The sequence below is a fragment of the Burkholderia sp. LS-044 genome (assembly GCF_004803625.1).
Classification (GTDB): domain Bacteria; phylum Pseudomonadota; class Gammaproteobacteria; order Burkholderiales; family Burkholderiaceae; genus Burkholderia; species Burkholderia cepacia.
In genome coordinates this window covers 19116-41315 of sequence record NZ_SSWO01000032.1, presented here as the reverse complement: position 1 = coordinate 41315, position 22200 = coordinate 19116, and the positions used below count along the sequence as shown (strand labels likewise).

General features: G+C 65.4%; 22 protein-coding genes and 1 tRNA gene. 9 read left to right on the top strand and 14 right to left on the bottom strand.

What is annotated here, in order from left to right:
- Positions 1–451: 451 nt before the first annotated feature.
- Together E9536_RS40215 and E9536_RS40210 are read right to left on the bottom strand one after the other, a co-directional pair.
- On the bottom strand, positions 452–982 hold the full coding sequence (locus tag E9536_RS40215; protein WP_175757937.1) for a cytochrome b: 531 nt from the start codon (positions 980–982) through the stop codon (positions 452–454).
- On the bottom strand, positions 982–2076 hold the full coding sequence (locus E9536_RS40210) for a catalase family peroxidase (RefSeq protein WP_136473136.1): 1095 nt from the start codon (positions 2074–2076) through the stop codon (positions 982–984). Before E9536_RS40210 ends, E9536_RS40215 begins: the two co-directional genes overlap by 1 nt.
- Positions 2077–2232: 156 nt before the next feature.
- Here E9536_RS40210 and E9536_RS40205 point away from each other — a divergent pair, with 156 nt between their 5' ends.
- Positions 2233–2754 (top strand): sigma-70 family RNA polymerase sigma factor, encoded by a 522-nt coding sequence (locus E9536_RS40205; protein ID WP_027788777.1) that lies wholly within the window; start codon positions 2233–2235, stop codon positions 2752–2754.
- Entirely contained in the window at positions 2751–3509 is a 759-nt protein-coding gene (locus E9536_RS40200; RefSeq protein ID WP_136473134.1) for an anti-sigma factor, read from the top strand. The genes E9536_RS40205 and E9536_RS40200 overlap by 4 nt, the downstream gene beginning before the upstream one ends.
- Before the next feature lie 256 nt (positions 3510–3765).
- Here E9536_RS40200 and E9536_RS40195 read toward each other — a convergent pair whose 3' ends face one another.
- From E9536_RS40195 to E9536_RS40165, 7 genes are all read right to left on the bottom strand, one after another.
- A complete protein-coding gene (locus E9536_RS40195; protein WP_136473132.1) occupies positions 3766–4326 on the bottom strand; it encodes a hypothetical protein in 561 nt (186 codons plus the stop codon).
- Between the two features lie 751 nt (positions 4327–5077).
- Positions 5078–5395 (bottom strand): hypothetical protein, encoded by a 318-nt coding sequence (locus E9536_RS40190; protein ID WP_136473130.1) that lies wholly within the window; start codon positions 5393–5395, stop codon positions 5078–5080.
- A gap of 15 nt (positions 5396–5410) precedes the next feature.
- A complete protein-coding gene (locus tag E9536_RS40185; RefSeq protein WP_136473128.1) occupies positions 5411–6310 on the bottom strand; it encodes an Imm72 family immunity protein in 900 nt (299 codons plus the stop codon).
- 57 nt (positions 6311–6367) lie between these two features.
- Entirely contained in the window at positions 6368–6976 is a 609-nt protein-coding gene (locus E9536_RS40180; RefSeq protein WP_136473126.1) for a hypothetical protein, read from the bottom strand.
- A 201-nt stretch (positions 6977–7177) separates the two neighbouring features.
- Entirely contained in the window at positions 7178–7360 is a 183-nt protein-coding gene (locus E9536_RS40175; protein ID WP_119337438.1) for a hypothetical protein, read from the bottom strand.
- Positions 7357–7668, bottom strand: a complete 312-nt coding sequence (locus tag E9536_RS40170; RefSeq protein WP_060280116.1) for an Imm53 family immunity protein — start codon at positions 7666–7668, stop codon at positions 7357–7359. Before E9536_RS40170 ends, E9536_RS40175 begins: the two co-directional genes overlap by 4 nt.
- A gap of 25 nt (positions 7669–7693) precedes the next feature.
- Positions 7694–7948, bottom strand: a complete 255-nt coding sequence (locus tag E9536_RS40165; RefSeq protein ID WP_124533430.1) for a hypothetical protein — start codon at positions 7946–7948, stop codon at positions 7694–7696.
- Positions 7949–8535: 587 nt separating this feature from the next.
- Between E9536_RS40165 and E9536_RS40160 the strand changes: the two genes are divergently transcribed.
- A tRNA-Val gene (locus tag E9536_RS40160) sits at positions 8536–8612 on the top strand.
- A gap of 321 nt (positions 8613–8933) precedes the next feature.
- Positions 8934–9449, top strand: coding sequence for a DUF2628 domain-containing protein (locus tag E9536_RS40155; RefSeq protein WP_136473124.1), 516 nt, complete (start codon positions 8934–8936; stop codon positions 9447–9449).
- Positions 9450–9560: 111 nt separating this feature from the next.
- Here the strand turns inward: E9536_RS40155 and E9536_RS40150 are convergent, their stop codons facing one another.
- Together E9536_RS40150 and E9536_RS40145 are read right to left on the bottom strand one after the other, a co-directional pair.
- Positions 9561–10442, bottom strand: a complete 882-nt coding sequence (locus E9536_RS40150) for a sigma-70 family RNA polymerase sigma factor (RefSeq protein WP_027788770.1) — start codon at positions 10440–10442, stop codon at positions 9561–9563.
- A complete protein-coding gene (locus E9536_RS40145; protein WP_136473122.1) occupies positions 10442–10918 on the bottom strand; it encodes a carboxymuconolactone decarboxylase family protein in 477 nt (158 codons plus the stop codon). Before E9536_RS40145 ends, E9536_RS40150 begins: the two co-directional genes overlap by 1 nt.
- Positions 10919–11478: 560 nt before the next feature.
- Between E9536_RS40145 and egtB the strand changes: the two genes are divergently transcribed.
- The 5 genes from egtB (at position 11479) to E9536_RS40120 (ending at position 15151) form a co-directional block, all read left to right on the top strand.
- A complete protein-coding gene (gene egtB, locus E9536_RS40140) occupies positions 11479–12702 on the top strand; it encodes an ergothioneine biosynthesis protein EgtB (protein ID WP_027788768.1) in 1224 nt (407 codons plus the stop codon).
- Entirely contained in the window at positions 12686–13699 is a 1014-nt protein-coding gene (egtD, locus tag E9536_RS40135; protein ID WP_136473120.1) for an L-histidine N(alpha)-methyltransferase, read from the top strand. Before egtB ends, egtD begins: the two co-directional genes overlap by 17 nt.
- A 292-nt stretch (positions 13700–13991) precedes the next feature.
- Positions 13992–14297 carry a hypothetical protein gene (locus E9536_RS40130; protein ID WP_027788766.1) on the top strand — a complete coding sequence of 102 codons (306 nt, stop codon included), beginning with the start codon at positions 13992–13994 and terminating at the stop codon, positions 14295–14297.
- Positions 14298–14334: 37 nt separating this feature from the next.
- On the top strand, positions 14335–14589 hold the full coding sequence (locus E9536_RS40125; RefSeq protein WP_060316389.1) for a hypothetical protein: 255 nt from the start codon (positions 14335–14337) through the stop codon (positions 14587–14589).
- 187 nt (positions 14590–14776) lie between these two features.
- Entirely contained in the window at positions 14777–15151 is a 375-nt protein-coding gene (locus E9536_RS40120) for a hypothetical protein (RefSeq protein WP_059687936.1), read from the top strand.
- A gap of 254 nt (positions 15152–15405) precedes the next feature.
- On the opposite strand, the gene E9536_RS40115 is transcribed toward E9536_RS40120, so the two are convergent.
- The 3 genes from E9536_RS40115 to E9536_RS40105 form a co-directional block, all read right to left on the bottom strand.
- Positions 15406–18432: a DEAD/DEAH box helicase family protein gene (locus tag E9536_RS40115; RefSeq protein WP_091922580.1), complete on the bottom strand. Its 3027-nt coding sequence runs from the start codon at positions 18430–18432 to the stop codon at positions 15406–15408.
- Entirely contained in the window at positions 18432–20450 is a 2019-nt protein-coding gene (locus E9536_RS40110) for a site-specific DNA-methyltransferase (RefSeq protein ID WP_136473118.1), read from the bottom strand. The genes E9536_RS40115 and E9536_RS40110 overlap by 1 nt, the downstream gene beginning before the upstream one ends.
- 350 nt (positions 20451–20800) lie before the next feature.
- Entirely contained in the window at positions 20801–21931 is a 1131-nt protein-coding gene (locus E9536_RS40105) for a porin (RefSeq protein ID WP_059694493.1), read from the bottom strand.
- Positions 21932–22200 lie beyond the last annotated feature (269 nt).

Genomic DNA, 22200 nt, shown 5'->3' with positions numbered 1-22200 from the left:
TCCGAAGATCAGCTCGCTTCCATCAAGCGCCCACACTTATCGGCTGTTAATTTTTAAAGAGCAATCTGCGAGGAACTTCGTGTTTCCCGGCAGCGCTGCGTTTTCAGCAGCAGAGAAGCGAGATTATTAACCGTTTTTTAAAACTCGTCAACAACTTTTTTAACTACTTCGTTGCGACGACTGCGGTTTAATTTCGTATGTACTGGAGTTGCTAAAACCAACTTCAACAGCACCGCTTCCCTTCTTCCCCCGCGCTGCGTTTCCGTTAGCGCGAAAGAGGCGTGATTCTAAGCACCTGCCCCCATCCACGCAAGCCCTTTCGTGAAATATTTTTGACATGCTATGCCGGGAGCAGCCGAGCCTGCCCAGTGGTCATATATAAGCGAAACGGCAAGAGCTGCCCCGGTCGCCCGTGTACAGCCCCGCCGCCGCGAACTCGACCTTCCGTCAGTTACCGCCCCACCATCGCCCTCACCACACCGTCCCGCCGAATCAGTCCGTGATACAGCGCCGCCGCAAAGTGCGCGAGGAACGTCAAGAAGAACAGATAGGCCAGCACGCGATGCGCGACCCTCAGCCAGGCGAACGTCACCGGATCAGCCGACACCAGCGCCGGCAGCTGCACGCCGCCGCCCAACGTCACCGGATACCCGCCCGCCGACAGCATCGCCCACCCGATCAGCGGCATCGCCACCATCAGCGCATACAGCACAAGATGCGATCCGTGCGCGGCCACCTTCTGCCACCACGGCAGATCCTCGGGCAACGCCGGCGGCTTCGACAACACCCGCACCACGATCCGCACGCACACCAGCACCAGCACGGCCACACCCAGCGGCTTGTGAATCGCCACCAGAACCTCATGCCGCCCGGAAACGGACGCCACCATCCCCACCCCGATGAACAGCATCGCGATGATCATCGCGGCCATCACCCAGTGCAGCACCCTCGCGGGCAAACCAAACGTCGCAGAAGTCTTCATCACCGTCCCTCCGAACTCAACCTGGCCACACCCGCCACGCCGGCCTCTTCACTCGTCCTGCGCAGATACGAATCCGCATAAGCAGCCGAGCGCGCCGCCAGCAACGGATCCCCCGACACCTGGATCCCCTGCGGCAGCACCGTCGGGTCGTAATTCACATCCCGGCACGGCCCGCTGTCCTGCGCCTCCACGCGGTCGAGCACGAGCGTGCCCGCGTCGATCGTCGTGCGCTGCGCGGGCCAGACCTTCGTGGCGTCGTCCACCGGATCGCCGGGCTCCGCCAGCGTGACCAGCAGCTTCCACTTCTGCGCACCCGCCGCGATACGCTGCGTCACGTCCTGCTGCAACACGTTCGGGTCCGCCGCCGTCGCGACGTCGCCGGCGCCGGCCGTCTGCTCCGGCACGACGCGCCACCGCACCGCCTGGCGCTTGCCGGCCGCGTCGACGAAGTAGAACGCGTTCAATCCGTAATAGCTTTCGGTGACGTAGCTCGCGCTCGGCTTCGCACCCTTCACCCATTGCAGGAACGCGCCCGCCTCCGGGTGCGCGCCGAAAAACGCCTTTACCTTCGCCGGGTCGGGCTTGCCCGTCTTCGGATCGGGCCGGGTCGCCATCAATTGCGCGTAGAACGCCTGCGGCGTCGCCACCGGAAACACGGGCATCGCGTTCATCCCGGTTCGCCATTGCTCGCCATCGGGCGCGGTGAGCTTCAGCGCGAGGCTGCGGATCGGCACGCTGCTGTCGGGCGCGTACGGGTTCCCGCCCGGCAACGCGAAGCGCCCGACCACCGGCGTGCGCACCGCCTTGAAGAACGGCGCGACCGAATACGAGCTCGCGGCGCCGTTGCCTTCGAAGTAACCGGTCACGCACACGCCCTTCGCGTGATTGCGCCGGAAGCCCGGGTGAATGCCGCCGCCGGCCGTCTGCAATGCGTCGACGATCCGGTGCGGGGTCAGACGCGCCGGCGCAAGCCATCCGCCGACATACCCGAACGCCACGGCCACGCCGGCCACCGCGCCGCCGATCGCGGCCCAGCGCCACCACCCGCGCCCGGGCTCGCGCTGCGGCGAAGAAGAGGAAGAAGATCGCTCCATGAATGTGCTCCCGACCATCAGGTCATTGTCGAACCCGCGTAGGACGCCACCCGCGCCGCTTTATTCCACGAAAATTTTTTTCCTATGCTGGTGGAATACGCGGCGCCCACCGGCGTCCTACGCTGCATCCCGACCCATTCGGCAACCGGCCCGGCCATGCCCTCTACCGCCCTCGACGACGACGTACTGCGCGAACTCATCCCCAGGCTGCGACGCTTCGCGCTCTGGCTCGCGCGCGACGTCCACGCCGCCGACGATCTCGTCCAGTCGACGCTCGAGCGCGCACTGTCGCGCTGGACGAGCCGCCGCGACGACGCGTCGCTGCGCAGCTGGCTCTTCACGATCCTGTACCGGCAGTTTCTCGACGGCAAACGCAGCGCAAAGCGCTACGCGTGGCTGCTCGGGCGCATCCGCGACGACGACGAAGCGCACTGGCCGTCCGCCGAACGCGAATTCGCGGCGCGCGCGACGCTCGAAGCGTTCGGCCGGCTCTCCGACGAACAGCGCAGCCTGCTGCTGCTCGTCGCGGTCGAGGGCTTCACCTATCAGGAGGTCGCCGACCTGCTCGAGGTGCCGATCGGCACCGTGATGTCGCGGCTCTCCCGCGCGCGCCAGGCGCTGCGCCAGCTCAGCGACGGCGAGCTTCCTGCTCCTTCTTTGCGACTGATGAAGAAATGAACACGCCTCCGAACGAACACGACCTCCAGGCCTACGTCGACGGCCAGCTCGACGACGATGCGCGCGCCGCGGTCGAGCGTTATCTCGCGCTGCATCCGGCGCGCGCGGAACAGGTGAAGCAATGGCAGCAGGATGCGCAGCGGTTGCGAGCCGCGCTGGAAAGCGTGCGGATGCCAGCGGATAACCTTGCGCTGGATCCTGCCGCCATTCGCGGCAGGCAGGCGGAGCGCACACGGATGCGGTTCGCGATCGCGGCTTCGTTCGTGTTCTGCGTCGGGCTGGGGACATTCGGCGGATGGCAGGCGCGTGGATGGAACGCGGCGCCGCCCATCGCACCGATGAGCGATGCAGTCGAGGCTTACCGGATGATGGTGGTCGATCAGACGGCGAAGGTGGATTACCGGCCGACCGGTGCGGGCGATTTGCAGGGGTGGCTCACCCGGCGCGTCGGGGCATCGGCGCGGCTGCCGGATCTGAGCGCTGCGGGGTTCAGGCCGGTCGGTGGGCGGTTGTTCACGACGGACAGCGGGGCCACAGCTGCGATGGTGCTCTATGAAGACGAGGCCGGGCGGACGCTCAGCTTCTATCTCCGGCCGGCAGAATCGAAACATCGCCTGCTGCCGGCCGGGCAACGTGTGGATGGCGCGTTGCTCGCGCGGTACGGGTCGGTGAACGGGCTCAACTATGCGGTGGTCGGGCCGGCTGGGAACCTCGCGGAGAAAGCGGTCGTGCAGGCGCTCGATCAGCAGACTTGAAGTAGCAGGATGCGCGCCCGGTCGGCGGTTGGGGGCGGCCGCCAGCGCGTTTTGTGTTTTGTGGCGCGGCCCGGCGGGCTTGAACGGGCGCACGCTCACCACTCGCTTGCACAGTGTTTCGACTGACTTTCCCTGGCTGTTATGCACATCGAAGCCGCTCCGGTGCCCTCACCTTTGGGAATCACAGGGTTTCGAGTCGCTGCGGAACAGGATGTCCACATCGATCACGGGTAAGCGATCCGGCTTCCAAGGATGGCTACGATCCTGTCCGTCCAGGTAGAGTCGCCACCGAGACCTGGCTGCCGGCAAGCATCTTGTTCGCTCGACGCACGAACACCCAGTGCCAAACCCAGAGGAAAACTGCAACGCCACCGGCGATGGAGCCAAGGGTATCGGGTATCAACGAAACAACCTGCGCAAGACACCACCCGATGCCACTGATCCGGCCGAACGAGCGCAGACCCGACAGCGCCGGATTGATACGGGACTCCGCTTCCAGGGACTTCGCAACGTTGGAAATAATGAAGAAATCCTCGATGAAGTTGTACGGCAAGAGGAACATGAGCCAGACGCTGTCGGGTTCGGCCGCACGCGATCCTTGGTTGACCGATTTCAGGGTAGTCCTCAGGTCGCTCGCGTAGGCATAGACCAGAGCCAGGAAAACCGTGATGACGACGATGCCGCCGATTGTCCCAAGCCTCTCCATTTCGCCGAGAACGCCACCGTCTTCTGAAGGATAGACAAGGGGATAGGCGAGCCCAAAGGCAATGGGGAGGCTCAGCATGGCTTTGAGAATGATCCGCGCAGTTGCGCTCATGTGTATCCGATGGATAGGTGCGTTGTCACCGGCAGCATAGCGAACGATCATCCTCGCCGTGCGACTTTGTCCTGGCATATGCCGCCTTCTCTCGCGACGCCAGTCGAGTCGGTGTCTGAACCGCACCGGGAATCGTGGAGGCCGGTCAGCTTGATCGTGGTGACGCTACATGCTGATATCGTTCGGTTCGCTCACCTTGGGTCTGCACAGCGTTTCGAGTTGCGTGGATGCGTGATATCCACAACCCGGGAGGTGACGCAAACATCCTCACCACATTCGCGTACCCTCACCCGTTGAATGCACAGGATTTCGAGTGTCTTGGCTGCTCGATATCCACATGGCACTCAGTCACGGCGGATCGCGCGAACATTCTCCCCATCACCTGCTCCATTCCGGAAAAACCCTGTCCAACAAGGCATTCGGGCTGATTCACACGGTCGAGTGCATGGCGCTCACCTGTCCGATGCACAGCGATTCGACTGGTTGGGCGTGCAGGTTGTCCACATGCGGCACGTCGGCAAGCGCACGAACGTGATGCACTTTCCCCCGCGCTCGCATCGTGGAGCCGGCATTTCTGCACTCAGTCGCGGGCTCACGTATCCGGATCGGCTCGTCACGGTCAGAATTCGCCGGGATCCGCCCTCCGCTTGCGATCCGAGCGCATGCTCACCTATTGCCCGCACAGCATTTCACGTCATTTGCGCCGCGGTTACCCACATACGAAGGCTGACCACCTTCACCGCCGCCCAGGTCACTTGGTCAGATGAACCTTGAGAATCTCGCCGGTCTCCGGGGAGATGACGTATCCCATCGACGTTCCGAGCGGACTCGCATTGCCGAGCCCGCGCATGCCGGGAGGCATCTTCGCCAGAAACGTCACGCCGATGACGTGGTCGCCCGGTTTCGGATCGACCCTCGCGGCACTTTCGTCCGTGATGCAGATCTCGAAGGTGTGCAGATCCTGCCCGGTTTTCGCGAAGTCGTCATAGGCGGCCTTCAGGCCGAGCAGCGTCGCGGTATTGAGCCGGACGGAACATCGATCGACCTCGCCGAAATTCAGCTTGCTCATGGCGTTCTCCGGATATCACGGGTTCGGGTTCGTCTGCGGCGCTTGCCGCGGCTCGAGGAAATACTGCGATTCGTCGGGAATGACGCCGTTCACGTAACGCCGGTCTTCCCATAACAATCGCCAGCACGTCGGGATGAACAATCCCAGGAAATCGTCCGTCAGGTGCGGCGCACGCGTGCCCCGAGTGAAGTAATTGAAGCAACCTCCATTACGCAAACCGGGCATGACGATCGGCACGAGGCCCGGCCGCCTCGACCACTTGACGACGACAGGCTCCCAGATGCCGTCGCACGGCACTTTCCGGCCGGTCCAGATGATCGGGCCCACAGCTTCTGGAACCGCGGGCAGCTCCTCCGGAAACACCGGATACGAAAGCGTGTGGAAGTTGCGCTCATGGGCATCCGGGGACAACAGCTGTCTTGCCGAGCGCAGACGTGCGAGGTTGCCGAATCGATCGTCCGAATCGAACGGCGCATACTCCATCTGGTATTCCGATGCGTGCAGCAGTCGGGCCAGCGCGTCGATCTTCGGCGGGTATGGGGCAATCTGCCCACCGCGATCCCAGTAATCGGGATTAGGGTAGAAATACGCGTCCAGAAGGCGGTATTGCCGGTACACGTGCTTGAACGGCCCACCGCTCCGCCAGCCAATCCGGTTCCCTCGAGCCAGCTCGGTCAGCCCTCGATCGTAAGCCGCGAGAATGTCGGCGATGATCGGAAAGTGCTTGTCATGAATGCCATCCGGATCGTCATCGGGCCACGCGTTCACTGCATGCTCGTACGCGTTCGCGAAGCGCTCGAATGCCTCGCGCTTGCGCGCCCAGAGCGACAGGCTCGTCAGGCGTTGCAGCAGCCAGAAAATCTTGCGCCGGGTGGCGTCGTCCGTCATGTCGTACTGCTCGATCGTGTCGGTCATCATTGATCGTCTCGCATCGGCACCGGTTGCCTGCCCGTCATGCCCTCTCCTTTGCGTTCACGCTGGCGCAGCGTCATCGCCCAGGCCGCTGCGTTTCAACACCTCCCGCAGGCACACCGGACACACATACTCACCGGCGTCCCACAGCCGCACGAACATGGCCGGATCGTCGATCCGGAACGTCGAATCGACGATGTCGATATCCGGCCCGAGCACCTTGCGCAAAAACGCTTCGTCGAACCAATACTTGGGCTCGTGCTTCACACGGGCATCGATCACCCGCACGACGTGACAATCACGGATCACATCGATCGTGAGAATCGCCGTTTCGATATCCGGCGACGCCCGCGTCGGCCGGATCAGCCCGTGAAGTTCGCATCGCGCGAAATCGCTCGGCCACTTTGCATTCGCCGCGACGACGGACGTATCGAACGCCTGCTCTTTCGTCGTCGGTTGATGGGGCACCTCGCCGGAACGCACGAGCAGTTCGTCCAGACACGCCAGACAGACATACGCGCGCATGCGCTCCAATGCCGCGATCTTCGGAAATGCCTTCACGTGCGCGACCTGGTCGACGAAGATCGCATGGACCTCGTGCTCGTCGAGCTCGGCGCGCAACATCCACATCTCCCGGCTGTATCTCGGCCGGTCGAGCGAGACCTTCACGAGTTCACCGGGCACACACTGCCCGCGCAACCTGATGCGTGTGTCCACCCCCTTCGATGTTGTCGCCGTGGAAGCGCGTCCGTGTCGATGGCAAACGATCGGTCCCATTACTCACTCCAGTTGCGAGCGCCGCTTGCGTCGCCCTGTTCTTTCTTCGGTTTCGTCGCGCCGTGGAAGACATCGAGCGATCGCACACCGCATTCATCGCGTTTCGATGACGCACTGTCTCGGCCCGCGCCAGGCGATCGCCCATTCCCCGCGCCCGGATTGCCGAGCGAAGCCCAACCGTGCCAGCCCATCGGCGGCGGCCACCACCTTCGTCACGACAACCGCAACATGGCCGGCAATCTCCGTCGCCAGCATTTCGTCGACAGGTGCCTTCATCGATCGCTTCGACCTTCGTCGTTCGTCGCGCGCCAGTCAATCCACTCGACCGCGAGCGCGAGGAGCTCCGGCAAATTGCCCGGGCCGCCGTAGCCGGCGAATTCAGCGCTGGTCGCACGCACGGATATCCAGTCCGACTCGTTGCGCTCGATCGACAGATCGATCACCTTGCCGGACGTCGCGCCGTCAAGCTTCACCTTCCATCCCGGATTGTCCAGCGTGACGACCTCGATGCCGTGCGCGTGTTCCCAGACGCCATCGCAACGCGATTCGTACCAGCGCTGCAGCGCAGTCAAAGAATCAATCATGTGCCTGTGCCTCTCGTCATCCGGTTCACACCGTTGCGAGCCATCCGACGATGTCTTCGATGTCTTGGCGAGACAGCTTTCCGACGCGATCGACAAATACCCCGTAGTCGAGATCGAACTTCACGTTGAATCGCTCGCCTTTGTAGCGGCAGCACAGGACGTCGGCTTCCGGGATCGACACGCGTTGCTCGAACACGATGTCGCCCGGATGTTGCTGCATTCGATGTACGACTGTGTCGATGTCGAGCGTGTCGAGCCTGGACAACGAAGAATCGGTCATGTGTCGTGAGCCTGTCCGACGGGCCTTTGCATCCTGAATGCCGGCGATTCTACAGACATGACGGTCCGCACATCACCCACGCGCTTCACAGCTTCCCGATTCGTTCTTCTGTTCGCCGCACGCAGTGCATATCCCGGGCGGATCACAGTCGACGGACTGTGCTTATCCAAAGGTGTTAACAGGGTTCGTATATATACGTAGTGATAGTTAACAAGCGCTGTGCCTCACAGTGGATAACCTCCGTAACGCACTGAATTTTCAGCACGAAGCGGGATGCATAACCATGGGTGTCGCACGTGAACAGCTCCGCGCAGCACAGAACAACTTTTCGCCGATTCACAGACTCGCCGACATATCCTCAATCGTTCCACTGTGAATCCAGAGGCTTGCCGGACGGTTATCCAGAGGGCAATGTGGATAACATCACCGCGCATCGACGCGTTTTGCTGTGACGCGAAGCGGTGAAGGCGACGTGCCTGGCATCGCCAGGCACCGTCGATCGTTTGCCCCCGCACGCGCCGATTCAAAAAATTTTCACGAAAGGGCTTGTGCTCCTCAAAAACCCTCTCTATAATTCGCGGCTTCTTAGGCTCGTAGCTCAGTTGGTTAGAGCACCACCTTGACATGGTGGGGGTCGTTGGTTCGAATCCAATCGAGCCTACCAACGAACAAAATGAAGGGGTCCGGCAGCGCAAATTGCCTACAGGCAACGCGGCTCGCCAAACATACAAACGCCACGCGGCAACCTCGCGTGGCGTTTTTCTTTTTCCGGCCGAAACAACGCGAAACGACGCATATCGCCCCGATGCGTTGCGCGATCCACGGCATCGCATCTCCACCGACATCCTGGCCCGTGACGCTACGACCTGCGCTGCACGGCAGGTAGAATCGTGTGCGACCGAAGCGGCTGCGCCGTTCGATTTTCACCGCACCCGACCACATCAAAACAACAACGCGCGACCCGCGCGACTGAGAGCACCCGACCATGTCCGACGTCACGACCGCTGCATCGTCCGCGAGCAACGACGAAATCGCCGCTTATGTCGGCAAGAAGGCTGCCTGGTTCGAGCGGAAATGGACGATCGCCGCGTCGCGCAAGAACCGGCAGTCGTGGAACTGGGCAGCCTGTTTCCTGGGCCCGGTCTGGATGGCGTATCGATGCATGTACTGGCAGGCCGCGGCCGTCCTCGGCGCGTCGCTCGCGATCACGCTGGTCGAGCTGCTGTTCTTCCCGACATACTTCGAATCGAGCACGCTCGATCCGGTCACGATCGGGATCGCGGTTTCGCTCGGCTGGTACGGGAACGGCCTCTACAAGGCGCACGTCGAGCGCCGGGTCGACAAGCTGCGCCCGAACGCGACGTCGCGCGAATCGTTTCTCGCGTTGCTGGAAGCGCAGGGCGGCACGAACTGGCTCGCGGCGACCGGTTTCGCGATCGCGACGCCGTTGCTCGGCTTCCTGATGATCGTGATCCGCAACGTCGTGGTCGGCACGTATTGATCGCACGAGTACGAGCGCGAGCACGAACCGGCGGCCGGTAAAGCAGGGCGGTGAACAGCGCGCATCGCGGCCGTGCCTGCGCACGGCACCCGGCGCGCGATCCCGCCACCTTCAATGCAGATGCTTCAACTTGTCAGGATTGCGCACGACATAGATCGCGACGATCTTTCCGTCCTCGATCTCGAGCGCCGTGGTCTGCAGCTCGCCATCGGATTCCAGCGTGACGAAACCCGGCAGCCCGTTGACGAACCCGGCACGCACAAGCTTCGATGCATGTGTCGCAAACAGCTCGGCCAGATACTCGTGCACCTTCATCACGCGTTCGAAGCCGAACACCGGCTTGCCCGCCGCCGAGCGCTTGCCGCCACCGTCCGAATGCAGGCTCACGTCCTCGGCGAGCATCGCGCCGAGCGTGCGCATGTCGCCGCTGCGTGACGCGGCAAAAAACGCTTCCGCCAATTCGATCCCGCGCTGTTTCTCGACATGAAAGCGCGGCCGCGCCTCGCGCACATGCGTGCGGGCCCGCGCGGCGAGCTGCCGGCACGCGGCCGGGTCGCGCTGGATCGTCGTGGCCACTTCGTCGAACTCGAGGCCGAACACGTCGTGCAGGAGGAACGCCGCGCGTTCGAGCGGCGAGAGCCGTTCGAGCGCGAGCAGCAGCGGCAGCGTGACGTCTTCCTGTTCGTCTTCCTCGACGACCGGCTCGGGCAGCCACGGGCCGATATAGGTCTCACGCTGGTGCCGTGCGGACTTCAGCTGGTCGAGGCACATGCGCATCACCATGCGGCGCAGGAACGCCTCGGGCACGCGCACCTCGGTACGGTCGACGTCCATCCAGCGGATGAACGCTTCCTGCACCATGTCCTCGGCATCCGCGACGGAACCGAGCATCCGGTACGCAACGCGAATCAGCGTGCGACGCAGCGGGTCGAAGCTCGCCGCCGCGTCGGCCTGTGCTTCGGCGCTGCCCCTGGCCGGGTCGAGGGTCGCCATCAGGCCACCATCTTCGCGGCGACGGCCTTCGCGTCGGCCGGGTCGATCCACAGCCCGAAGCCGACGGCGAGCCGGTTCCAGCCGTTGATCACGTTGATCATCAGCGTGAGCTTCACCTGTTCCTCCTGGCTGAAGTGGTCGTTCAGCGCCGCGTAGGCTGCTTCGTGTGCGGCGTGGCCCTCCGACAGCCGCGTGAGCGCTTCGGTCCAGCCGAGCGCCGCGCGTTCGCGGTCGGTGTAGCAGGGCGCTTCGCGCCACGCGGCGAGCAGATAGATGCGCTGCTCGGTCTCGCCTTGCTCGCGCGCCTCGGCCGTGTGCATGTTAATGCAGTTCGCGCACGCGTTGATCTGCGATGCGCGGATCTTGACGAGCTCGATCAGCGTCGGCTCGAGGCTCCCGGCAGCGGCGACCGATACGGTCATCCAGCTCTTCATCAGTGCGGGGGCGGCGGCAAACGGATTGAGTTTCGCAGTCATGGTCCTTCTCCTTTCGTGTGGGTTCCGGTGACATGACGAGCGAGCCCCCCGCGTGTGTGACATCGGCGAAAAAATTTTTTCCGAAGCTCGTTTGGCTGCGAACCCGGACAAAGGGCGGGGCGGTTCATCTCCGTGCCGGTTGCGGCGCACGAACACGTTCGTCAGACAAATCCGGGCATCTCGGGGCATTCACTCACGATCGCTGTGCGGATGTCATGGGGCGTCAGCAGCCCGCCTGCGCGGACCAGCGCGTCGCGCACGGCGTTCACGCCCGAACCGGCAGGCCTGTCCGGCGTGTCACGCGTGCGACATGCGCGCAGCCAACACTTTCATTTCTCTTTCGTTCGCGTTTCACCGGCATCCCGATTCGCAGCATTCACATTTCTGGACCATACTGTTCTGCACGGGCAGATGAAGTGACGCCGCATTCGCGGCCCGGCGCGCGCGCCGGCTGCCCGTCGACGCAGCAGCAGGTTGCACGTCAGCCGCGCGCATCATGCGCAAGGCTTTCCCTTTTCCGGCAACGCAACGCAGCGAATCGCGACGTGGACGGTAAACCGATGAGCCTCCTTGCATCACAGCTTCAGCGCCGTTACCAGGACGTGCGCACCCATAGCGTCGCGTTGACCGCGACGCTGTCCGCTGAAGACCAGGCCGTGCAGTCGATGCCCGACGCGAGTCCGACGAAATGGCATCTCGCGCATACGACCTGGTTCTTCGAAACCGTCGTGCTGATGCGCCGCGTGCCCGGCTACGCGCCGTTCGACGACGCATTCCAGTTCCTCTTCAATTCCTATTACGAAGCGCTCGGCCCGCGCCATCCGCGGCCGCAGCGCGGGCTGCTCACGCGCCCGTCGCTCGACGAGGTGCATGCGTACCGGCAATACGTCGACGACGCGATGCTGCGCGCGTTGGCCGGCGCCGATGCGGCGCTGCTCGATACGATCGCGCCCGAGATCGTGCTCGGCCTGCATCACGAGCAGCAGCACCAGGAACTGATCGTCACCGACATGCTGCACGCGTTCTCGTGCAACCCGCTGAAGCCGGCGTTCCGGCCGCGCAACGGGACGGACGCGGACGCGATGGCCGCGGGCGATGCGGGCGCGCTGCACTGGCTTCACCAGCCGGGCGGGCTCGTCGAGATCGGCCACGACGGCGATGCGTTCTCGTTCGACAACGAACGGCCGCGTCATACGGCGCTCGTGCGGCCGTACGAGATCGCGAACCGCCTCGTGACGAACGCGGAGTTCGCGGCGTTCGTCGCCGACGGCGGCTACACCCGCCCCGAGTTCTGGCTGTCCGACGGCTGGGCCACGGTGCAGCGGGAAGGGTGGCAAGGGCCCGCGTACTGGCTGCCCGACGACGACGATGCGGCCGCCACGCGCGTCCGTCGCACGTTCGGCCTGCACGGCATCGAACCGCTCGCGCCCGACGCACCGGTGTGCCACGTGAGCTTCTACGAAGCGGCCGCATACGCGGAATGGGCCGGCGCCCGCCTGCCGACCGAATTCGAATGGGAAGCCGCGTTCCCCGCCGAAGGCATCCGGCAGATGCTCGGGCACGTGTGGCAATGGACGCGCTCGTCCTACGAGCCGTACCCGGGCTTTCGGCCGCTCGCGGGCGTCGCCGCCGAATACAACGGCAAGTTCATGGTCGGCCAGCAGGTCCTGCGCGGCAGCAGCATCGCGACGCCGCCCGGGCACGAACGGCCGACGTACCGCAATTTCTTTCCGCCGGCCGCGCGCTGGCAATTCACGGGGGTGCGACTTGCGCGAGACGTCTGACCAGACGGCCACGAGCGGTGGCCAGCAACCCGCCCGCGATTCGCGGCCGAGCGCGTTCGAGCGCGACCTGATCGACGGACTGTCGCGTACGCCGCGCAGCATTCCGCCGAAATACTTCTACGATGCGGCCGGCTCCGCGCTGTTCGATCGCATCTGCGAACTGCCCGAGTATTACCCGACCCGTACCGAGCTCGGCATCCTGCGCGATCGCGCGGCCGAGATCGTGCGGCGCGTCGGCCCGCATGCGGAACTCGTCGAATTCGGCGCGGGCTCGCTCGAGAAGATCCGCGTGTTGCTCGACGCGTTCGCGGGCAACTATGCGAACGCGCCGGCGCGCTACGTGCCGGTCGACATCTCGGCGGACTACCTGCACGGCGCAGCCGCGCGGCTGCGGTCGGCCTATCCGTGGCTCGACGTCGCGCCGATCGCCGCCGACTACACGAAGGCCGAGCAACTGGCCGCGCTGACCGCGACACCGGCGCGGCGCATCGGTTTCTTTCCGGGCTCGACGATCGGCAATTTCTCGCGGGACGAAGCCGACGCATTCCTGCGCGATGCCGCACGGCTGCTGCGCGGCGGCGGCCTGCTGGTCGGCGCCGATCTCGTGAAGGACGCGCGCACGCTGCACGACGCGTACAACGATGCGCAGGGCGTGACCGCGCAGTTCAACCTGAACCTGCTGGTGCGCGCGAACGCGGAGCTCGGCGCGGATTTCGACGTCAACGCGTTTTCGCATTGCGCGTTCTACGACAGCGAGCGGCAGCGCATCGAGATGCATCTCGTCAGCGATGTCGCGCAGACGGTGCACGTGCGCGGCCACGCGTTCCGCTTCGACGCCGGCGAGCGCATCCACACGGAGAATTCGCACAAGTTCACGATCGACGGCTTCCATGCGATCGCGCGCCGCGCGGGATTCGCGCCCGATACCGTGTGGACCGACGCGGACAACCTGTTCAGCGTGCACTGGCTGCGCAGCGTCGACGATATCCGCGCGTAACGCCCGCTGTTGCGAACCGCTCGCGCCGCGCGGTGCGGGCGGTTCGCGTCCCGCGCACGCCGGCGAGCTCGATCGAATCGCCCGGTTTCGTGTCGAAACGCCCTTTTTACCGGCCCGATGCATCGCCGCAACGGTGTTTCGAGTATGGCCTCTCCCTTGTCCCGCAAGGCTTTGCAGGCATCCGTAAACGTCCGTTACCTGTCTCGCATACCCGTTTCACCTGTGTCTGTGTCCGGTGCCTAGACTCCGAACCGTATTCACATGACGCACGACACGTGCAGGGAGTCGCGAGATGAGCAAGAAACTTATTCTCGGTGCAGTTCTCGGTGTAGCGGCGCTGGCAGCTTCGGGTGTCGCGTCGGCCCACGTCGACCTGTCGGTCGGCATCGGCGTGCCGGGCGTCTACGCGGCGCCGGCACCAGTCTACGTCGCACCGCCGCCGCCTGTCATGTACGCGCCGGTCGGCTACCGCGATGACGGCTGGCGTGACGATGGCTGGCGTCGGCGCGAATGGCGCGAACACGAATGGCGCCGCCGTGAATGGCGCGAGCACGAGTGGCGCGACCGCGGCGGCTGGCGCGGCGGCCGCTGGGACTAAGTGGCCCGGCTGATCACCACGAGAGGAGAGTGACAACATGACGCCCATTCGTCACATCAGGCTGTGTGCCGCCGCCGCTGTCGTGGCGCTCGCAACGATCGGCAGCGCGCATGCGGCGGGCTGCATGAAGGGTGCGGTGGTCGGCGGGGTCGCCGGCCACTACGCGGGGCACCACGCGGTCGTCGGTGCGGTCGGCGGCTGTATCGTCGGCCACCACATGGCGAAGAAGCAGGCACAGGAGCAGGCCGCGCAGCACAAGGCCGCCGCGCAGGGCATGCAGCCGCCGCAGTAAGCACTCCACCACCGGGGCGGCGCCCACGCGCCGCCACCGCCTGCTTCGTTCCCCGTTCATGCAACCCCCGGATTGATCCGACGAATGTGCGCCGCGCGCACCGTTACGATCATTTACAACGTCGTGTGGCGCAAATTTGGCGCGTTCATAGAATGCAGTCACACGAACGCGCTCCAGGGAGCACAAGATGAAACAGCAACGATATCTGTCCGTATTGACGGCCGCGCTGCTCGCGCTCGGCTCGGTGTCCGCCTACGCGGCGGCCGGCGGCAATGGCGGTGGCAACGGTGGCGGTCATGGCGCAGGCGGCTCGGGCGGCAACGCGGGCGGCATGTCCGGCGGCCACATGAGCGGCCAGGCGCTGAGTAACTCGAACGGCATGCACGCGGGGGACCGCGACAAGGGCCTGTCGCGCGCAGCCGACCGCTCGGATACGATCGCCGATCGCGCCGGCGTGCAGCCGGGTCATGGTCACACGCACGGGCATGCGCATGGCCATACCGCGCATGCGTCGACGTCCACGCATCGTTCGCATCACAACGCATTCGGCCGCACGCTGTAAGCGCGGCACACGCATGCGGGAAAAGGGCGCTTCGGCGCCCTTTTTTCATCGAGGCACCGCATCGCCGCCGTCGCGCGGAAACGTCGTGCCGACCCGATTTGCAACCAGCCGTAACCGCGTCGTACTCGCGCAGGAACACGGATCGCCTTCACGCGGTTGACGGAAGAGAAACCGTCGCGTGAAGAGGGCGCGGCGAGGGTGTCCGGCACGTTCACCAAGGCAGAAAAAAGGGCGGCTCATCGCCGCCCTTCGTATCACCGCCCGGCGCCTGCCAGCGGCACCGCAGGTTCGAACAACGCATCGGCCTGCCTGACGCGCACGAAGCGCGCCGCGCCGTCGCCGTCCACCAGTGCACGGAAATGCGCTTCGCCGCACGCGAGCTTCGCACGCTCGTGCTCGCTCGGCACATGGCCGTCCGTATTCGGCGTATCGACGACGAAGTACAGCCGCTCGCCGCCGTCCTGCTCCGCGAGCACGGCCCAGTCCGGGTGATAGCTGCCGAGCGGTGTCTGCACGCGGAACCACGCGGGCAGCTTCGCGTACAGCTTCACGCCGTCGTGCGCCTCGAGCGCATCGGCGAACGCGCGCTCCGCGTCCGTCTCGCACACGACCGCTTCGTGGATCGACTTCTGCGCGTCGGGCCGCAGGTTGCGCAGGTAACCCGTCAGCGCCTCGCTTTCGAACGATTCGAGCGCATGCACATGGCGCTCGCCGAGCTTGCGATACGTGATGCCCGCGACGAGCGCGAGCCGCTTGCAGCGGTTGATCGCATCGGCCGCGACCGCGATGAACTGCTGCGGATTCACGCGAAAATCGTCGAGCCGGCCGCTGTCGGCCAGGATCGTCGCAAGCGAACGGCGCGTGAGCTGCGTGCGGTCCTGCAGCTCGGTGAGCAGGTCGGGCAGCGGCAGCTCGCCTTCGTCGAGCAGCACCGTACCGGCGCCGGCCACCTCGATCGCCTCGATGCCGGCCTTGCCGATATCGATCTCGGCCTTGCGCCACTGCAGCCGGGCGCGCGCGATGTCCGGCGCGTCGTGCAGCGCGGCCGCGCAGTCGCGCACGAGCTTCGCGTTGTCGAATTCGACGCGGTACACGGTGCGATGACGGATGCGGTCCCACAACGCGCGGAAATCCTCGCCGAACACGACGGCTTTGCCCGACGCATCGCGCCGCAGCGCGATCGCACGGCGCTCGTCCGCGTTGCGCACGGCAAAACGGCCCGACAGCTTGCGCAGCGTCGCGACGATCGGCGCGCGCAGCATCTCGAACGCCTCGGGCAGCACGAGCGCGCTCTGGCGCAGCGCATCCTTCAGCCGGTCGAGCACCTTGCCCTGCGCATCGACGTAACCCTGCTCGTGCAGATGATTCCACAGCACGCGCGACAGCTCGATGCCGAGCGCATGCGCGGGCGCGTCGCCCTCCTGGACGGGCAGCGCCGCGAACTGGTGTTCCTCGACGATCCCGAAACGGATGCCCGTATCGGCCTCGATTTCCTTCTGCAGGTTCTCCGCGAACGACTCGTAGCGCTCGGTCGCGATCACGGTGAGCGTGTTCACGCCCGGGTCGCGCACGCGTTCGCCGTCCTGGTCGACGGCGAGGCGCAACCCGCGGCCGAGCGTCTGGCGGCGCTCGCGCTCGGTCTGGATGTCGCGCAGCGTGCAGATCTGGAACACGTTCGGGTTGTCCCAGCCTTCCTTCAGCGCCGAGTGCGAGAAGATGAACTTCAGCGGCGTGTCGAACGACAGCAGCGCTTCCTTCTCGCGCATGATCAGGCCGTACGCGCGTTCCGCGTTCTCGCGGGCCGCCGCGCTGCTTTCGCTCGTATCGGTCCAGCCGCCCTTGCGGTCGATCGAGAAGTAGCCGTTGTGCGCACGCTCGACTTCGAGTGCGACGTCGACGCCGTCGAACAGCGCACGGTAGGCCGGCACGCGCGCCGCGCGCGCATATTCCTCTTCGAAGATCAGCGCGTAGTCGCCCTTCACGGGCACACCGTTCTCGTCGTAGCGGCGATAACGCTCGACCGAATCGACGAAGAACAGCGACAGCACCTTCACGCCGCGCTCCGCGAGGCGCAGCTCCTTGTCGAGATGCTCGCGGATCGTGCGGCGGATCATCTCGCGCTGCACGGCGAGCGTATCGATGTCGCCGAACGCCTCGCCGAGCGACAGGAACGCCTCGCCTTCCGGATGGCGCAGCTCGACGTACTCGGCGCCCTTCACCGCATGCACCTCGCCGATCCGCAGCCCCGCATACAGCGCGCGCCGGGTCAGGCGTTCGAGATCGTCGCCGTCGGTGGCCGTCACGATCTGGCGCTTCACGCCGGCCGCCGTCGCGACGTCGAGCTCGACGCGCGCGCTGATCGCGCCGCGCCGGTTCGACACGCCGACGAGCCGCACATACGGCTTGTTGTGCGCATCCTCGACGATCGCCGATGCGATCTCGATCTGCTTCACGAGCTTGCGTTCGTAAGCGTCGACCGCGTCGAGCCGGTACACCATGTGATGGCGATCGACGTGCGTGGCCGAATAGCGCAGCGTGCAGAGCGGCGCCATCGCGGCGAGCGCTTCGCGCCCGCGCCCCTCGAGCCCGCCGTCGACGCTTTGCGGCTCGTCGACGATCACGATCGGCCGCGTCGCACGGATCAGGTCGATCGGCTTCTCGCCGCCGGTCTTCTCGCTGTCCTTGTAGAGGTTGTTGATTTCCTTCTTGTTGATCGCGGCAACCGTCATCACCATGATCTGGATCGCCGCGCTCGCCGCGAAGTGGCGCACCTGGCCGAGCTTCGCGGAGTCGTACAGGAAGTAGTCGTACGGCACGCCCGCGTACAGCGCGCGGAAGTGATCCTCGGTGATGGAAAGCGTCTTGTGCACGCCTTCCTTGATCGCGATCGACGGCACGACGATCACGAACTTCGTGAAGCCGTAGCGGCGGTTGAGCTCGAAGATCGTGCGCAGGTACACGTAGGTCTTGCCGGTGCCGGTCTCCATCTCGACGGTGAAGTCGCGCGAGCCGGGCAGGCCGGACGGCGGCAGCCCGCCGCGCAGCTGCACGTCGGCGAGATTGCGCGCGAGCGCGTCGTCGGTCAGCGACAGCCGGTTGCCGACGCCCTGTTCCGACACCGCGAAGCCGAGCGAGCCTTGCGCGGCGGCCGTCGTGCCGGGCGCGGCGTTCGCGAGCACGCTGAAGTCGCCGCGATACGATTCCTGGCCGCGAAACAGGTCGCAGACGGCGTCGATCGCCTCGCGCTGGTAGTCGAGATCCGCTTCGAAATGCAGCCGCATCACAGGCTCCGCACGCGCTTCACGCCGTGCTGTTCGAGCAGCGCGGCGAGATTGAGCTTCGCAACGTCGTCGACGAAGCCGCTGTCGCGGAACAGGCACGTGACGTCGTGCGTCGTGCCGGTCGCGTCGAGCAGGTCGACGATGCCGTCGGCGAGCGGGCCCGCGTCGTCGCGCGAGATGCGCGCATCGAAGCACGCGACGATCGCGCGGCCGATCAGGTGCACGGTCTTGCCCGCCACCTGGTGATGCTCGACCGGCGTGCACAGGTCGAGGCCGAGCTTCAGCGTCAGTTCGGCGAGCAGGTCGTCTTCGGTGCGGCCGGTCTTCACGTGCTCGACGGATGCGAACAGCGCGTGGTCGAAGTCGTCGCGGCGCGGGTCCCACTCGATCACGTTGGTCGTGTCGAGCCGGTACACGCGGAAACCGAGGTCGCCATAGCTTTCCGGGTAATCGCGCGCGACCTGCTGCGCGGCGCGGCGCAGGCGTTCCTTGGTGATTTCGGCGAGCGTCAGCGGCTTTTTCAGCTTCGCGCAGAAATCGGCGGCCGCCAGCTGCGTCTTGTCGCGGCGGTCGAGCGCCTCGGGCAACTGCACGAGGATGTAACGGCGCGCGCCGCCGTCGGTCGCGTTCACCTGCATCACCGCGTGGCCGGTCGAGCCGGAGCCCGCGAAGCAGTCGAGCACGATGTCGTCGCCGCGCGTGCACCAGCCGATCACGGCCGCCGCGAAATCGACCGGCTTCGGCAGGTCGAACGGGATGCCGAGCGTCTTCAGGAGCGCGTCGTCGGAGCCGGCGAACGGCAGCACCGACGGCACGTTCTCGTACATGTTCTCGTCGAGGTAGTAGATCCGCTGCGGCTGCGTGGTTTCATCCGCGCCGAACTCGATCTGGCCGCGCTCGATCAGCGTCTGCATCGTCGCGGGCGGGTTGCGCCAGCCGCGCGCCGGCATCGCGCACGGCTTGCCGGTGACCGGGTGGATCAGCGGCGTGAAATACTCTTCCGGCGCCTTCTTCTTGTTCGGCCAGGCCATCGATACGAGACGGTACACGCGCCCGTCGGCCGACAGCCGGTCGTACATCACCTCGCCGCCCGACAGGTTGGTCTGCGCCTTCATCCACGCGCGGTACGCCTTCTGCGCGTCCTTCGCGTTGCCGCTGCGGTACACGGCGTCGTGCGCGGCGTCGAGCATGCGCTGCGCATTGCGCTTCGGGCGCTTGAGCGGCGCCCGTTCGAGCAGCGTCTCGGCATTGCGCGCGAACAGCACCAGCGATTCGTGCTGGTACGCGACGCCGCGTGCGTCGCCCTTCGGGTTGCGCTTGTCCCACACGGCGACGCCGAGCTCGTTCTCCTCGCCGAAGATCTCGCGCAGCATCAGCACCAGCGCGTGCACTTCGTGCTCGTCGATGTGCACCGCGATCAGCCCTTCGTCGGACAGCAGCGCGTGCGCGAGCTTCAGGCGCGGATACATCATGTTCAGCCAGTCGGTGTGGAACCGGCCGTTCGCCTCGGTGTTGGTGCTGCGCTTCACGCCGCCCTGGGTCTGCCCGGTCATCGCCAGGTAGTGGCGGATGCTGTCGCTGAAGTCGTCCGGATAGACGAAATCGCTGCCGGTGTTGTACGGCGGGTCGATGTAGACGAGCTTCACCTTGCCGGCGTAACTCTTGTGCAGCAGCTTCATCACGTCGAGGTTGTCGCCCTCGATCACGAGATGGCGCGTGTCGTCCCACGCGACGCTGTCGTCGGGGCAGGGCCGCAGCGTGCCGGTCGACGGCGTGAGCGCGGCCTGGCGCGCGCTGCGCTTGCCATGCCAGTGGAAGCCGTAGCGTTCTTCGGCGTCGCCGACCGTGCGTTCGCCGACCAGCGCTTTCAGCACGTCGATGTCGACCGACGCGCCGCCGGGGCCTTCGGTCACGAGTTCGGGGAACAGCGCCTTCAGGCGCGCGACGTTGTCGGCGGTGAAATCGGTCGACATCGCCTGCGGGCTGGCCGCATCGAGTTTCTGCATCGTCTTTTCCATCGGAGCCCGGCCGCGCGCGCCAGGACGTCGGGCGCGCTCACGGCACCGGCGGCAATGGCCACCCGGGCAAACCCGAAACGCTATCGAGTCGACCGGCCGAGGTCAAGCGCCGATGTGGCCCGAGCGTGCGGGCATCGGCCGCGATCGCCCGCCCCACGGGCCGCAAGCGGCTTCGGGCCGGTTGTCGCACGGGCGGCCGGCGGCCGTTGTCCGGGCACCCCGGAGCGCCGCGGAAAGGACGAAAAAAAGGGCACGGTCGGCGCAAAGCGCCGGCGTGCCCGCATGGAGACATCCCGGAGGGAGGAAAAGGCGGGGTACCGCACGCCCCGCCCGGATGGCCGGCCCGCAGGTCAGAAACGCGTGCGGATGCCCGACGTCAGTTCGAGCTGGTTCTTCGCGCCGAACGTCGACGACACCGTGTAGCCGCCGTGCAGCTTCATGTAGTCGCCGGCCAGGTACACCTCGGTGCGCTTGCTCAGGTGATAGAACACCGACCCGTAGATCGTCTCCTTGAAGCCGTTGGCGACGCCGTTGGTCAGGCTGAACGCGCCGAGGTTCGCGTTCGGCGTGAAGCCGTCGGCGTTGTTCGCGGCGTTCTTGATGCGCATCTGCTGGTAGCCGAGCTCGTAGTCGAGCGCGCCCTTCGGCGCGATCTTCATCGACACCGTCCACGAATCGTCGTGACGCTGGCCGAGCGGGCCCTGGTCGCCGTTGTAGCGGAAGTAGCCGGCGTTCAGGCGCACGATGTCGAACGTGTAGTTGCCGCCGACCGAGAATGTCTGGTTCCTGAAGCCGTTGTGGTTCACGTGGTTGTAGAAGCCCGACACGTTGAACGGCCCGCCGTTGTAGCCGAGCGCGGCCTGATACGCGGAGCCGGTCGCGAACGAGGTCGAGTTGCTGAACTGGTAGCCGGCGCTCGCGAAGATGCCGTTGCTGAACAGCTTCTTCCACGCGACGCCGTTGTTGTAGCGCGTGCCGGTCGGGCCGGCTGCGTAGAAGATCATCTGCTTGAAGTTGTTCGAGTTGGTCCAGCCGCCTTCCTCGGTCGACAGCCTCGCGGAGCCGTACGCATCGCCGTAGATCGCCGCCGAGTCGCGCGCGATCGTGTTCTGGAAGCCGGCCGTCAGCTTGCCGAAGCGCTCGTCCTCGACGCCCACCCATGCGTCGCGGTCGAAGATCTGGCCTTCATCCTCCATCTGGCCGTTCGCGACCACGAATTCGCTTTCGAGGCGGAAGATGATCTTCGTGCCGCCGCCGATGTCTTCTGCGCCGCGCAGGCCCCAGCGGCTGCCGCTGAACCACGGCTCGCCTTCGTTGCCCATCCCGATCACATGCTTGCCGTTCGCGTCGGCGTGGGTCCGGTAGGTCGGAAAGCTCAGGTCCATCAGGCCGTAGAGCTGCACGCTCGACTGCGCATGTGCCTGGGTGCCGGCGCACAGGCCTGCCGCCGCGATGGAAAGGGCAAGGGTTTTTCGTTTCAAGATCGTCTCCTCCGAGCTGCCGCATTGAAATCTGTTCGTTGGCAGTACGCAATGTATGCCGGATGTTGACGGCCACAGCGAGGGGGCCGACATCTCGCATCGTAGAGGGGGCAATCCTTCACGCCGCTTTCCCGGACTCGGGAATCGGATCGGTGAAAACACCGAACGCGCAACGATCACGGCTCGGGCGCGCGTGCACAAGCGGGCCTGCCGGGCATCCGGCTGGCCTGGTCAACCTTTCGTGCTACGAATCGACGTCCGGTGCGGCG

Coding starts and splice junctions, on each gene's coding strand:
- E9536_RS40175 (WP_119337438.1), bottom strand. CDS start 7,360: ATGAAGGCACCTGTCGACGAAATGCTGGCGACGGAGATTGCCGGCCAT.
- E9536_RS40120 (WP_059687936.1), top strand. CDS start 14,777: ATGAAACAGCAACGATATCTGTCCGTATTGACGGCCGCGCTGCTCGCG.
- E9536_RS40215 (WP_175757937.1), bottom strand. CDS start 982: ATGAAGACTTCTGCGACGTTTGGTTTGCCCGCGAGGGTGCTGCACTGG.
- E9536_RS40110 (WP_136473118.1), bottom strand. CDS start 20,450: ATGGAAAAGACGATGCAGAAACTCGATGCGGCCAGCCCGCAGGCGATG.
- E9536_RS40170 (WP_060280116.1), bottom strand. CDS start 7,668: ATGATTGATTCTTTGACTGCGCTGCAGCGCTGGTACGAATCGCGTTGC.
- E9536_RS40150 (WP_027788770.1), bottom strand. CDS start 10,442: ATGGCGACCCTCGACCCGGCCAGGGGCAGCGCCGAAGCACAGGCCGAC.
- E9536_RS40130 (WP_027788766.1), top strand. CDS start 13,992: ATGAGCAAGAAACTTATTCTCGGTGCAGTTCTCGGTGTAGCGGCGCTG.
- E9536_RS40125 (WP_060316389.1), top strand. CDS start 14,335: ATGACGCCCATTCGTCACATCAGGCTGTGTGCCGCCGCCGCTGTCGTG.
- E9536_RS40195 (WP_136473132.1), bottom strand. CDS start 4,326: ATGAGCGCAACTGCGCGGATCATTCTCAAAGCCATGCTGAGCCTCCCC.
- E9536_RS40165 (WP_124533430.1), bottom strand. CDS start 7,948: ATGACCGATTCTTCGTTGTCCAGGCTCGACACGCTCGACATCGACACA.
- E9536_RS40210 (WP_136473136.1), bottom strand. CDS start 2,076: ATGGAGCGATCTTCTTCCTCTTCTTCGCCGCAGCGCGAGCCCGGGCGC.
- E9536_RS40155 (WP_136473124.1), top strand. CDS start 8,934: ATGTCCGACGTCACGACCGCTGCATCGTCCGCGAGCAACGACGAAATC.
- E9536_RS40145 (WP_136473122.1), bottom strand. CDS start 10,918: ATGACTGCGAAACTCAATCCGTTTGCCGCCGCCCCCGCACTGATGAAG.
- egtB (WP_027788768.1), top strand. CDS start 11,479: ATGAGCCTCCTTGCATCACAGCTTCAGCGCCGTTACCAGGACGTGCGC.
- E9536_RS40200 (WP_136473134.1), top strand. CDS start 2,751: ATGAACACGCCTCCGAACGAACACGACCTCCAGGCCTACGTCGACGGC.
- E9536_RS40185 (WP_136473128.1), bottom strand. CDS start 6,310: ATGACCGACACGATCGAGCAGTACGACATGACGGACGACGCCACCCGG.
- E9536_RS40115 (WP_091922580.1), bottom strand. CDS start 18,432: ATGCGGCTGCATTTCGAAGCGGATCTCGACTACCAGCGCGAGGCGATC.
- E9536_RS40190 (WP_136473130.1), bottom strand. CDS start 5,395: ATGAGCAAGCTGAATTTCGGCGAGGTCGATCGATGTTCCGTCCGGCTC.
- E9536_RS40205 (WP_027788777.1), top strand. CDS start 2,233: ATGCCCTCTACCGCCCTCGACGACGACGTACTGCGCGAACTCATCCCC.